The sequence below is a fragment of the Deltaproteobacteria bacterium HGW-Deltaproteobacteria-2 genome, from assembly GCA_002840505.1.
GTDB lineage: Bacteria > Desulfobacterota > Syntrophia > Syntrophales > Smithellaceae > Smithella.
In genome coordinates this window covers 1-12,899 of record PHBC01000008.1, presented here as the reverse complement: position 1 = coordinate 12,899, position 12,899 = coordinate 1, and the positions used below count along the sequence as shown (strand labels likewise).

Below are 12,899 nucleotides of genomic sequence, written 5' to 3'. Positions count from 1 at the left end.
AAGTTCCCCCTATAAAGCGGCGATCATCAGCGCAATACTCGCTGCAGCACCTATGCCTGAAGCCGCCAATGATACTGTTTGGTTTTGTTCTTGAGCCGCTAAATCTTTATTTTGCTGGTTTATTCTTTGTTCGTCCGCAGATTCCCTGATAAAACCGGACAAAGCCTTATTCTTATAAGCCTCTCCCGTACTTAATAAACCTTCCATGATTATTACCTCACTATATTGGGATTGGGCGTTGTGCCCAAAAGTATCTGCTCATCCATGGCCCGGACACCTGCCCGGGTTCTGTTCTTCGCACTTGCCGTAGCTGCGGCCTCGTTTATATTTATAAGTCTCTTGTTCGTGGCTTCCTGCTGGCGCGTTGGAACAATCCCGAGCCCTCTATTCTGACGTTCCAATACTCCGCCCATGACGCCATAAGAATCGGAAACAGTCTTCCTTGCCTCGTCTAAAGCAGTCGGCAATACGGAAGAATTATTAAAAGACAACTGGTTTAATGCCTCCAGTTCGATAGGCATATAGGTATTCTGCCAGTCCTCAAATTGTGCCTGTAAAAGCTTCCCTGTTTTAAGGGCGACTTCGTTTACTATTGGTTTTGCTTCGGGAAAAAGCATTTGCCCTATCCCTTGGATGGCCCCGGAAGCACCGCCTGTCAAGGTAGAGGCGATAGTCTGATTAGTGCTCCCTGTCCCTATTCCACCGGCAAAATTTTCTAACAAAAGATCATTTGTGCTTTGTGCCATAATATTACTCCTTACGGTAAAGTAATCTCTGGTTTTTTCTTCGGTATCTTCATTGATCCGTACATCCCGGCAGCGGCCAATGTCCCAATCGTTGAGCCGATTGCATTTTCTTCTGTTGCTATAACTTCTTCCTCCCGCGCTTTATCTCTGATCGCGTCCTCAACGGACATACTGGCCAATTCATCCAGTCCGGCCATGGTCTTAGTGGTCTGTCCTCTGCCGATATTAATTATATTCTGCTTTTCTGCTATTTTCTTTGAATCAACCGCGGTTTTCCCTCCCACTTGCGCGTCAGCGCCGACATCAGCGAGGGCAAGCATATTCTTTGTATTTACCACGGCATTAGTAGCAGATTGTGGTTTGGCGGCCTTCATAACGTCCGCGTTTATCTGCCCGGCCATTTTATTCTTCTCAATTGCCGTAGTGCCCTTATCTGTTCTCGAAGCGATATACTTACTGATTACAGGTTTGTAGTTTGTCTGGTAATAATCCCACATCTTGTCGTTGATATCGGCCTGCACCTGTTGATCGTAAGTCGGTCCTTGCTGTTGTGATCCGCCCATACACATAATAATCACGCTCCTTTCTTCTCGTACTTATCAATAAATCCATCAGTCTCAATAAGGTTAAAACCCATTGTATTGAACCAGTCGGATTCATTCTCGCCAATCGTAAACAGTTCGATTATTCCTTTCCCCTCGGTATAATCATTAACTATAAAGTCACTCGCCTTTTTGAAAAACTTCGTTAACGAGATCCATATCGATTTAAACCCTTCCTCGGTAGCCGCGAACTGTGTCCGCCATTTCATTTCACCCACGGGCTCCATAATAAAGACAGCGCAACATACTCCGGCTTTATGAAAGGCAGTCGCCCAGGGCTTACCGGCCATACTCTTGAATTTACGTTTCGCTTCCTCAACTGACGATCCCATAATAATCAATTCTTCGTGGCCGCGAGACCAGAGGTTATCAAAAATACTGTCAACATCTTCTTTTGTTAAATTCTCTACGTTCATACACTGACGACCTTTTCATGTTTTATCCGTACTTCAGGATCGACGTATATTTTGAATCCTTTTTCTTTTATCCGGAAACAGAAGCCGGCATCGTCGGTCATTACATCCGCCATCTTCGTGCCGTTCTCTTCCCATTCATACGTCCAACCGGTAAACCACGGATAAGTAAGGGCTTCAAAAACCCCCTTCTTAATAACCATCAAACCCATTCCGGCATAATCAACTTCAAGCAATCCCTTTTCGTTACGTGGCATATTCGCCATTTCGTTCACTAAGTACGGACGTGAATCACTTCTGCCATTCTCTAATTTCCAAAGACCGCAAGCTGTTTTATTGGTATCGTCCAACTGACCATCTGAATACTGGCGATACCATGCGGCGACGATATCAACGTCATGCGCGATAAGTTTATTGATCGCCTTCGGATTGATTATATTGTCCGAATCAACCCAAATAATACGGTCGTAATCCTCGTAAACTCCTTCAAATGGTTTCTGGTCTATCCGGCTATTCGCCTCTTCTTTTAAGCAACCGTTTCTAACTACGTAAATATTACAGCTCTTCGCCTGCTTTATTCCCACTGCTTTGCCCTGATTCATTAAATCAATCATGGCCACATTCACATTTACCGCCTGTTTTCCGCTTGACGGATTGCCGGGCAAACAAAATATATAATCAACTTTCATCCCGTCTCCTACGTATCAACATTAATTCCGTTATCGTCTATTGTTAAAGTGGCCTTTGGCGCCAACGTCCGTCTGCAAATTGTGCATGACGTTGTTCCCTCGGCTATAACGACACTTACTTCAGCGGCAACGGTATCTTTATTATAGATAAAGACGGTCTTAACCATCCGAAGAATCAGCGACGGGACGCCTACTATCGTTATCTCCGTCGATCCGGACAATGTTCCCTTGTCGCTTCCGGGCAAATCATCATCGGCAAGCACATCGATAAAGTGAGTGGAGAACTCCGGTTGATTCGTAGTTATTGATGAAGTCAAAACCGCCGCCAATGTTTCTCCAGCATTCAAAACAATCATATTCCAAACCACCTTTGATATCTGTGTCTGTGTCGTGATATTCTGAGCCAGACACTCGCTACCTGTCGATAAAGCACATCATTTGTTATGTCGTAATACAGATCATAATTATTCCTCAGCGCCGTCGGTTGGCCTGCGCCGGCATATACGGAAACACCACTGACCGCCGTTACAGTCGGCGTAGTGACCTGGGAGCCAACGGTTGTTGTGGCCGGAGAAGAAGCCGCAACCAAGGTCTTAAAATATCCCCTGATATTTTCAAGTGTCCGCTGAACGTCTTTAAACGATCTTATTTGTCCGATTACAGGGACATCATTACTCATATCGGTAATTCCTCCATTGTGGACGCCAGATATACCGCCGTCACCCCTTCAAGCGGATTAACTCTCACTTCAACCGCTTCCATTAAGAATCCCTTTACGCGAACAGGTTTCTTACTCGTTACCTCAGTGGTTATAGTATAAGGTATATCGGGAAAGACCAGATCGACCGTTACCGGATATTTTGTCGCCAATACCTGCATTACGCCTATGCTGTTCGGATTGAATTCATATCTTTTAGATAGATAGGTCGCGTCCCTGTACGTATTTGCGGTAGCAAAAGAGACTATTCCAAATAATCTTGTGGCTACTTCCGCGACAACGACCGCTCCCACGGTTAATGTGGTATTCCCTGAAATGCCTCCGTATGTTGCTGTAATGGTTGTTTGACCGTCGGCTAAAGACACCGCGAATCCCGAACTGTCTATTGTGGCAACCGTTGTATTTGAAGAAGCCCACGTGCAGGAAGCCGCCGCAAGTGCAACCTCGGAAGCGTCACTGTAAACTCCCGTGGCTGAATATTGTTGAGTATCACCCTCGGTAATAGTTGTATTGCTTGGTGTCAGATAGACGGATTCAAGAGTAATTACATCAAGAGTCGCGGTACCGGATACACCTCCATAGGTTGCTGTGATCGTTACTTCCCCATCATCTACAGCCGTGGCCAATCCGCCGCTGGCTATCGTGGCAACATCCGTATCGGAAGAAGTGAACGTGCAAACGGAAGTGAGATCCTGTGTTGTGCTGTTATTATAAGTTCCGGTAGCAGTATATTGTTGAGTTTCGCCGGCCTTTAATGTTTTGGTGTTTGGCGTCACGGCAATGGAAACGAGTTGGACCGTATCTAAAACAACGTAACCGACCACCTTGGATATATTTACGCCTTTCGGCGGGGATAATACCCCATAACCAATGATTTTAGATATATTTATACCTGATCCCATTAGGTAGCAGACCTCACGTTTAGTTGAAGTGCGTTCATTTCGGATTGCAACCAGGCATTGCCAGTTACGGGATTTGTATTATTAAGAGATTCATAGGTGGCCCATGCGGTCGTAAGAGTTTGGTCTGCTCCGACGGCTACAGTACCGCCCGAATTATAACCCAAGGCAAGTTTTCCGATTGAGGCATCCACTGTTTTACAGGCTCGGCAAGCAATCTTCACGGCTTTGATAGCGAATGTTCCCGCTGGTAAATCGCTCACATTAAATTGCTGATCTTTTCCAGCAGTGTCGGTATAATTTCCATCTGCGTCATTTATTGTTGTTTCATCAACGGCACTATAATCGCCCACCATGTCGGTTGTCGTGCCATCACTGGTAGGAACAAGTTTTGCTAACCTCATTGTACGTGTATCTTCGTCTGCTACGATAATTTCAGATATAACAGGATTCATATTTGTTGTTCCATATGCCCCAAGCATGATGCAATCAAAACCTGAAACGCCAGTTACCGATAAGTTTCCCGTATAGGTAACCACAAGAACCCCGTTAGCATAGACATTAATTGTTCCTGTTGCACCGTAATCAATAAGTTGGAGATCAATAAATATTCCACTCACAAAATGGTTTCCGCTTTCTTCTGCTAATTTAGTCCATGATGTTACATATTTCCAAATGGCGAATTTTGAGTCTGACGTTCCGCTTCCAACCCATAATCCTTTGTATGCTGTACCAAAAGAACCAAGACCCAAAAATTTATTATTGTTAAATCCTTGATTACCCTGATAATAACGTAACCAACAAGAAGTAACAGCACCACTAGGAAATTGAGTTGACGTTGCCGCCCCACCATCTCCAATAGATATTCCCGCCCTTGCATACGATGCATCAAAAGTTCCAGCGGTTGTATTCACGAAACAACCAGTAAAAGTCGGGAAATCTATATCTTCTCCACCAAACCATAAAATTGCCATAATGCCTCCGTTACTCCAAAACCAAGAATAATACTCCGGTGCCGGGATCACGATATCCCGCCGCAGCATAAAAAGTTAAATCCGTAAGGTCTTTGCTTTTAATATCGAACATAAACCCCGATTTGACGCCGTTGTTCTCATAAAATCCAATGTATTTACCTTCCCAATAATAGCCGTTGATAGTCTCGGGATTGTATAAATCCTGCCAGTCCTTCCTCGTCATTACGCCCTCTGTAATGACTTCTCTTATCCCTGAACCGATTGCCACCAATCCTTCAGGAGAAGGATAAACAATAACGTCGCCAGCCTGAACAGTGCCCTTTTTCGACATACAGGAATGGCCTAAGTCCATTGTTTCCATAACTACATTGGAAGGATCGTTGCCGACTGCCAGATAGGGAACTCCGGAAGTAAGAACGCCTACGGTAGTTCCAAAGGCACCGAGCGCGACAATCGCGTGATCCGTTGATTTTTGATAACTTGCCGGCCATGCGTGAGGATATCCGGGCACGGAATAGCAAAGCAGATTTCCGACAAATCCGACCAGTGAACCATTCGGAAGCGCTATTATTCCCTGAATTCCCACAGGCGGAGCGTCCCATTCCGTTGTTGCCAGGACTTCGCCTAACGCGGAATCAAGAACAGTGTCGCTATAACCCGTGTCCGTAATGTCCACTTCTGCTACAAACTGATATTGCGCTCCGGTTGAACTTTGATTCAGCCGGTAGATTCTTTTCTTAGTGATATTGTATTTCTGCGTAGCGGTATCTGGCGATAAAGCCATTGCCGATATAGTGGCGGTATTCCCGTCGAAAATGTCAATCAGTGTTGAAACCGGAGAAGGTGGGCCTTCTGCTCCGTACCCATTAACAAAAGTATAAACATATCCTCTTGTCTCCATCAGGGTTTGATCTTGAACGCCGGTTGCTATTACCGCTCCGTCTCCGGTTTGAGTGGAAACTGCGGGGTTTGATGTATAAACGCCGCCGGTAGCAAGATTGACTGCGGTTATAAGATTGCTTGCTATTGTATATGTGCCGGTCGCTCCTGAACCGCCGCCGCCGGAAAAAATTAAATTATAAGTCCCGTCTGCTTCAATACAATTTGAATCGGTTATTGTAAGAGCCGTTACCGCTGTTAATATGCTCTCTGCTACAACGGTCGGCGCAGTGGTTGGCGCCGGGGGGCATGGATTATAAGATTCCATCGGGTAGGCGTTGCCACCCTCTTTGTATTTATTTTTATCAGTAACTTTAAATTCGCCATTCTCAGTATAATAAACCCTTCCATAAACATCAGCCGGATCGGGCGCGGCGCAAACATCAACATCCGACAACCATGTGAAGAAATTACCGTCAGAGTAACGATAGATAGTCAATAAGGTACCTACCTTTACCTGATCGGCCATTGGCAAATCATTTCTCAGGGCAGTCACACCGCCACGGTCAAAGCGGCAGTTTGCGGCCTCTTGTGACCGATTCTCCGGAAGAACTGCAGGATCGAGAATTTGCGGAACACGACCGCCAAATTTGTCAACTCTAATAAGCATTACTGTTTAGCTCCTATCTTTTTTTCAGTAGCGGCCATAACGCCCAAATCCTGTAAATACTTATTGTAATATGACGATGCTTTCGCTTGCGCGTTGGGAACAGTCGTCTCTTCGGCCAAACAACGATAAATTAAATAGTCCACCGCTGCCGGCTTAAATGAATCATCAAAAGGAATATCCGTTGATCCCGAAGTTATTTCCGCAGGCATTTCGCTCAGGAGAAGTTTAACCCTGCCGGTTCCCGTCGCCGGTTGAGGCGGGAATGTATAAAATACTTTCGGGTTCTGTTCGTCCTTGACTATATGAGCAACTGTCGCATTCCCTGTCGCTACCGGCCATCCCGGATATATAAGATCAAGGGTTTTCTTGGGAATTATGGTTACAGCCACGCCAACCACTTCCGTAGTACCCGACAAAGTAATATTATAAAGACTGTCCAGCAAAGCAATTCCCACAGTCGGCAAAGTCTGTCTTGCTCCGGAAACCAGTGTTATTGTTGCTTCAACCGGATAGGCTTCTGGTTTTAGATTAACAGTCTCCTGCACAAACAAATTAATGTAAGGAAGCATTTTTGACGGTGGCCAATTTATCCCGAATTCATCTTTTAATTGTTCGGAAACGAGTAAAAATAAATCGCCCAGGTCTCCGGAAGGAGAAACTTCCCCACCTGCGGGAGTTCCACCGTCAATGTTTGTGCTGATTTCGCCTTCTGCTCCCTCACCTGTTACAAGGGTCCCTGTCACTTCCCAACTCATGAGTGAATTACCTCCGTAGTAGGATTAACAAAATTGACTCCTGACTTGAATTTCCACAAATAAACAGTGGTTCCGGCCGGTAGATTCGGATAAAAAGTAACCTGCCCTAGTTCATCTGTGGTGCCTTTATGAATAGGATTTGCCATTGCGGAGTCGGTTGACATTATAACCAGACAATCGGCGCAATATACCCCGCCGGTCGTCGTTACCGTGTATAGATGTGCAACGGGAGCAGTACCAACACCGATAGCGGCAATAGTGCTTACAATTGAGGTGAGAGAAGCGGGAAGCGTTGTTCCGGTATCTTCAAGAATAGAAGCAATCGAACCACCTGCCGCTTCGATAGCGGTCTTAACATCCGCCGCGCTGTGGCTTGATCTGGTTGAAATCTTCGCGTCAATATTTGCGAGTTCCACTGCCAGATTTGTCCTGACTGCGGCAGCAATGGCTAATAAAGTTAAACCTGAGAGGTCTGGATTAACAGACGCAATCTTATTTGTTATCGCTATGAGAACTTTCTCGCTATCTGTTTCGTCAATGATTTCCGCTTCAACCTTATTAGCGACTGCCAGTAACGCCGTCGCATTGGGAGCGTCAATCAAATCCATCTTATCGCCTGCTTTAGCGGGTGCATAAGCCGCCTGTGTCCCTGCCAATGTTACAACTGGTTCGCCGTTAATTGCGGGAGTTGCTATATTCTGGCCACCCCATTGAGCGACATTAACAGCTTGATTAGCAGTTATTGTTTGGGCCGTGCCGGGTTTAGATACTGTGGAATCTTTGGCCATATCGTCATATACTTTAGCCAGTCCCTTTGAAGCATTGGCGAGAATTACATTATTATCGGCTCCCTGATTGACACACGCGGTTGTAAATACAGGAGCAGCTACATCGAGGAATTTCTTAAGTGCCGCCGCTAAATATCCTGCACCTGTTTCCGTAAGAGTAGTTCCGAGGATCTTCACAAGGTCGACTTCATTAAATCTATTCTCAATCGAAAAATGAGCTAATACGGTACCCACAACACTTATAGAGTTAACTGTGCCCGTGGTTATGACTACCTGATAATCGTTGGCTATGGCGTAGAAAGCATCTGCGGAAAGGTCTATAAGGACATTGTTAAGTCCTGTAACGCCGTCAAAATCAGCCGTCAAAGTTATTCCCGCTGTCGATTGTGTCGTACTGTTTGCTTTATAGACTGATATTGCACCGTCGGTTAAGGCAATAGGCGTCCCATCTGCTTTATGGGTAGAAAATTTAAAATTGAGTGTTGCGTAATCTTCTGTATAATTTCCAAGATATTGCATATTGACTCCTAATTAATTAAACATCCCTGACCGCACAAAATATTTCCGCCAACTAAAGGGTTTGCACCGACCAAAAGACCGCCTCCGGTTGCCGGCGGTTCTTCTCCCACCGTTTCCTCCGCACTCCAGGAACCGCTCCACGCAGGTTCGGGTTCTACGTATTGTCTAATACAACTCCAATCAGCACTTACACCACTTGATTCTCCAACCGTTTTGAGCATTACTGCCAGATCAACGGTTGGAACATTGTTAGTTGTGCCTGTCCCATTTTGAACTCCATCGGTAAACGTCCTTACCATGTCTACGTTCTCTGCATTTTTAAAACGCATGATTTCGTAGATGTGGTATGAGCCAAAACCAATAGCATCCTGTGCGAATGTAGTATTTGCGCCAGCTTTGAATGTTTGGTGGCGTGAATGATTAGTTGCGGCTGAATCGTGATATATTCCAACCATGTCAGTAGCATCAGAGGGATTCTCGGATAAAAATAGTTGAGAATAATTGGCATCCAATAACTTGGCTTTTATTCTCAACGCAATGTTACCGGAATATGAGTTAGCGCTATAAAGATATTTAGGTGTGCTTGCTCCTGCGAGCGTACAGATTCCATCAGTTATTGATGCTGAACCAGTATCACCCGTCCAATTCGATAAATCGCCAGAAAAGTCCTCAAAGGAACGAAATGTGTTTGCCCCGTTACTGTAAGCAGAAGCACCGGCATTCCCATAATATACATAGTAAGTGGCATCTGAAGTCCCGATAGAATCACATTCTACAAAAACTGTTGCAACTTGATTAGGTGTTGTGCCGGAAATTGACTCAATACGATAATCTAAAAGAGTTTCACCGTCCGAAGTAGTGAACCGCAAATCATTAAAATTTGATAAACAATGTCCTTCGCAATGAAAATCACAAGCACCAGATCCTGAGCTTTCACCGACCAGCAATTTCATTTGGTAGTTAGTGACTGCGCCTGATGCACGACCTAACGGTCTATACTTTCGATATGTCCAACCTGGTAGAGCTGTTCTTGTCCCGTTATCCGCTGTGCTTGCGTCGCTTAGTCCGTCGATGTTGATAGCTTTTATGGTGTAGGCATAAACCTGATATGCTGTCCCTGTCGTATCATCAAAAGTTGCTGTTCCATGAGCAACGACGCCGGATATATCCACTCCGTCGCGGTAAACTCTATGACCGTCTGTTTCGCCTACCCCTGCTGTCCATGTGATTGTAACTTTATCGGTTAGATTATCGGTAGCGGAAACATCTGTGGGAGCACTTGGTAAACTCGCGACATACCCACTATTAATTAAATAATTATTATAACGACAGGTTATATTAGGATTGCTATTCCAACGATGTATGAATAAGAAAGGATTTAATACATTTCCATCACTTCCTACTGTGATTATTCCTCCTAAAGAAGTCCATGAACCTGTCCCGTCTTTAAAACAAGCGATAAATGAATTATCAATCCTTATTATTTTTAAAGAACCATAAGAATTGGTTCGACTGGCCGTTGCGTATGTAGCACTTCCTCCATTTTGATAACCCCTTACAAACATTTTAGAACTATCATACGATGCTGATATAAAAAACCAGTGTGTGGAATCTATATAAACATTTAATTGAGATTCGTAACTATTTGTGGCGGGCGGACTTTGAAAAGCAAAATCTACCTGACAATTAAAATTGCCTGATGGTAAATATTTTGATGTGATTTGTTCTCCAGAAATTAGTTCAGCAGCATTCCCTTGAATATCTGGAGTACCGATATTAATTAACCATTTACTCGTATCTATTGCCGAACTATCAGCACCTGTAAAGGTATCATCGTAAGGTGTAGCAATAGGATAACCATCAATAAATGCAAAATTATCATAACGCACTGTTACATCGGGATTAGTATCCCAACGGGCGGTATATAACTGTACCGATACAGTATTTCCGGCACTTCCGACGGTTACACCTGTATCCAGTTCGGTCCATGTCCCCGTCGCGTCACGGTAAAAACATTTAAACGAGGTGCCTAATCTCATCAGGGCTAATTTCCCGGAACTGTTTGTCCGGGACACCTGATTATATGTCCAAGATCCGCCATTTATGTAACCGCGCTGAAAATAATTCCCGCCGCCATGTCGTGAAGCAGAAATATATATTTTATGAGTACCGTCGATTATGGCGGTTAATTGTGCAGCATAACTATTAGCAGCAGCAGGGCTTTGGAATGCAAAACCTACTATGACAAAAAAATCGCCGGTAAATGTAAGAAGGGACGTTACACTTTCAGTAGCAATACATTCAAGCGTATTGTTCTGAATATCAGGCGATCCTGCCTTTGACCATTTAGCAGCGTCTGGTGCATCTCCGTTATTCCCGGTAAAAGTATCATCGTAAGGTGTCGTCATTACTTATTCGCCATCCCTTGATTTTTATTTGCCCTTAATAAACCGGACGCCTACAGATAATTGCCTGCTTTTAATCGTCCGTTTCTCGGAATAATACTTGCCCGGGATATAACCACCGTGGAGAATTCCCTATTGAAGAAAGTCATAAAATCCACGTCGGTATCGGGAATAGAAATACCCTTCGTAATAATGCGCACAACACCCTCTGTAAATATCTCGTCAAACTTCCCTTCCCATGGGATTGTCTGAGTGGCTAATGTCAACACCGTCGGAATTGCGTTGTATTTACCTTTGACTAATATATCGACAGCCGGAGTAGGCCGGAGATAGAATGTTGAACCGATTATCTTATAAACGTCCGGTTTATAATTATCGGTCAGACTGGAATAAGAATACCAATCCCACCAACTTACATCATGGTCGTCGGCGTCGTCGTTTAGATAATTAGGCTGTAAAGGTTTGACATATCCCGTCCAACCCTCGTCCGAATTCTCAGTAGAAATAATGACGTATTGGCCCGTAGTAAGAGAAAGACCTGTTTGAGTGGTAAGGCTCTTCGTCCCCGTACCGCAGACAACACTTGTTGTTGAAGTTCCCAGGGTTGCCGCTGGCGTTCCCGGAGTAGCACCAACGGCTATATTCCATGTCGCAAGGGTATCGGTTCCACTGGCTGAGGTTACATTTACAACCAATGCGCCGGTTGCGGAATTATAAGACGTAACTGTTCCGGCCATCCAATTAGTAATGAGTTCTTCATAGCGCGGCCTCTCAGCAAGAGAAATGAAATTACTTGGCAGTGTGGCGTAATATCCGAATGCTGCAATCGATAAATTGAGATCACCGGTCGCCTGTAAATCAGATTTCTTGTCCAGTAAATTTTTATAGATAAGAGACTGAATCGAAGTAGCCGCCTGAAATACCGTTATCCCGCTAACTGGAGCTCTCCCTAGTCGCGGCAACACCGCCAATATGAGTTCACTCATTAACATAATTTAGGCCTTTTTCTTGGTTAGTTGTCCTACCTCATCTTCGACTTTGCTTTCCTCTGGAAGCTGCACGGCTTCCTGCAGGAAAGTGTATGCTTCCATTTCCGACTTGAAAGGCACTACTGCCGTGCCTTTTGTCACCCATTCGCCATTTTCTCCGGCAATCTTAATGGGTTTCTTGCGCCTATCAACGGCGACATATCCCGCCTCTGAATACTTCTCGATTGAAAAACCCTTCATCAAATCCGGTTTTTTAGCTTCTAACGCTCGCTCTGCCTCAACTTTTTCCTGATCGTATTCTTCATACATCGACAACTTCAAAAGATGGTCAATGTGACTCTGCTTACTGACCTCACACACCGAGGTTGTCATTTCGCCCTTCTTCGATCCCGGTATCGGCATAAAGAGATATTTCGTGTTTTCCAATGTTACCGTCGTCGGGCCTTCTCGTTTAATCAAACAATGAATAAGCATCGTGCTCCTCCTGATTTTAAAAGAAAGGGCGAGGCGATCCCCGCCCTTTTGGTTAATTAATTACCGGCATTAATCCTGATCGATTAACATACCGATACCGATTGTTCCCGCTTTACCCGTGGTCGCCTTGGTCGTGATATCAATGGCGATAATCCTGTCATGGAGTTTATCGACACCGACATTGACCATCTGCGCCAGAGTTAAGGCATCTATTCTTCCGCCTGCCTGCCCGAGTGTTGAACCGGTGAGTATATTGCCATATACAATTACGGTTCCATCGGCCAGAGTGACCGATCCACTTGTGGCGGGGCGTGATAGCGCGATGGCAAAATGCGCGATAAATCACTTCCCAAATTCATTTGATTGTATCAAGGTTCAT

15 protein-coding genes are annotated in these 12,899 nt (G+C 44.8%); all 15 read right to left on the bottom strand.

Annotated elements, in window-relative coordinates:
- Window positions 1-9 precede the first annotated feature (9 nt).
- The 15 genes from CVU62_13905 to CVU62_13835 are packed head-to-tail and all read right to left on the bottom strand — an operon-like array spanning window position 10 to window position 12,520.
- Window positions 10-207: a hypothetical protein gene (locus tag CVU62_13905; protein ID PKN36608.1), complete on the bottom strand. Its 198-nt coding sequence runs from the start codon at window positions 205-207 to the stop codon at window positions 10-12.
- Between the two features lie 5 nt (window positions 208-212).
- Window positions 213-746, bottom strand: a complete 534-nt coding sequence (locus CVU62_13900; protein ID PKN36607.1) for a hypothetical protein — start codon at window positions 744-746, stop codon at window positions 213-215.
- Between the two features lie 11 nt (window positions 747-757).
- Window positions 758-1,315, bottom strand: a complete 558-nt coding sequence (locus CVU62_13895) for a hypothetical protein (GenBank protein PKN36606.1) — start codon at window positions 1,313-1,315, stop codon at window positions 758-760.
- A gap of 5 nt (window positions 1,316-1,320) precedes the next feature.
- Entirely contained in the window at window positions 1,321-1,764 is a 444-nt protein-coding gene (locus CVU62_13890) for a hypothetical protein (protein ID PKN36605.1), read from the bottom strand.
- Window positions 1,761-2,450, bottom strand: coding sequence for a hypothetical protein (locus tag CVU62_13885; GenBank protein PKN36604.1), 690 nt, complete (start codon window positions 2,448-2,450; stop codon window positions 1,761-1,763). The genes CVU62_13890 and CVU62_13885 overlap by 4 nt, the downstream gene beginning before the upstream one ends.
- Before the next feature lie 8 nt (window positions 2,451-2,458).
- Window positions 2,459-2,806: a hypothetical protein gene (locus tag CVU62_13880; GenBank protein ID PKN36603.1), complete on the bottom strand. Its 348-nt coding sequence runs from the start codon at window positions 2,804-2,806 to the stop codon at window positions 2,459-2,461.
- Window positions 2,803-3,129, bottom strand: coding sequence for a hypothetical protein (locus tag CVU62_13875; GenBank protein PKN36602.1), 327 nt, complete (start codon window positions 3,127-3,129; stop codon window positions 2,803-2,805). The genes CVU62_13880 and CVU62_13875 overlap by 4 nt, the downstream gene beginning before the upstream one ends.
- Entirely contained in the window at window positions 3,126-4,070 is a 945-nt protein-coding gene (locus tag CVU62_13870) for a hypothetical protein (protein ID PKN36601.1), read from the bottom strand. Before CVU62_13870 ends, CVU62_13875 begins: the two co-directional genes overlap by 4 nt.
- Complete coding sequence (locus tag CVU62_13865; protein ID PKN36600.1) at window positions 4,070-5,041, bottom strand: hypothetical protein; 972 nt, start codon at window positions 5,039-5,041, stop codon at window positions 4,070-4,072. The genes CVU62_13870 and CVU62_13865 overlap by 1 nt, the downstream gene beginning before the upstream one ends.
- Window positions 5,042-5,051: 10 nt before the next feature.
- Entirely contained in the window at window positions 5,052-6,590 is a 1,539-nt protein-coding gene (locus CVU62_13860) for a hypothetical protein (protein PKN36599.1), read from the bottom strand.
- Complete coding sequence (locus CVU62_13855; protein PKN36598.1) at window positions 6,590-7,345, bottom strand: hypothetical protein; 756 nt, start codon at window positions 7,343-7,345, stop codon at window positions 6,590-6,592. The genes CVU62_13860 and CVU62_13855 overlap by 1 nt, the downstream gene beginning before the upstream one ends.
- The gene (locus CVU62_13850) at window positions 7,342-8,652 is read right to left on the bottom strand and encodes a hypothetical protein (protein PKN36597.1); all 1,311 of its coding nucleotides are present in this window, start codon (window positions 8,650-8,652) and stop codon (window positions 7,342-7,344) included. The genes CVU62_13855 and CVU62_13850 overlap by 4 nt, the downstream gene beginning before the upstream one ends.
- An 8-nt stretch (window positions 8,653-8,660) precedes the next feature.
- Complete coding sequence (locus CVU62_13845; protein ID PKN36596.1) at window positions 8,661-11,060, bottom strand: hypothetical protein; 2,400 nt, start codon at window positions 11,058-11,060, stop codon at window positions 8,661-8,663.
- A 50-nt stretch (window positions 11,061-11,110) separates the two neighbouring features.
- Window positions 11,111-12,049 carry a hypothetical protein gene (locus CVU62_13840; GenBank protein ID PKN36595.1) on the bottom strand — a complete coding sequence of 313 codons (939 nt, stop codon included), beginning with the start codon at window positions 12,047-12,049 and terminating at the stop codon, window positions 11,111-11,113.
- A 3-nt stretch (window positions 12,050-12,052) separates the two neighbouring features.
- Window positions 12,053-12,520, bottom strand: a complete 468-nt coding sequence (locus tag CVU62_13835) for a hypothetical protein (protein ID PKN36594.1) — start codon at window positions 12,518-12,520, stop codon at window positions 12,053-12,055.
- Window positions 12,521-12,899: the final 379 nt, after the last annotated feature.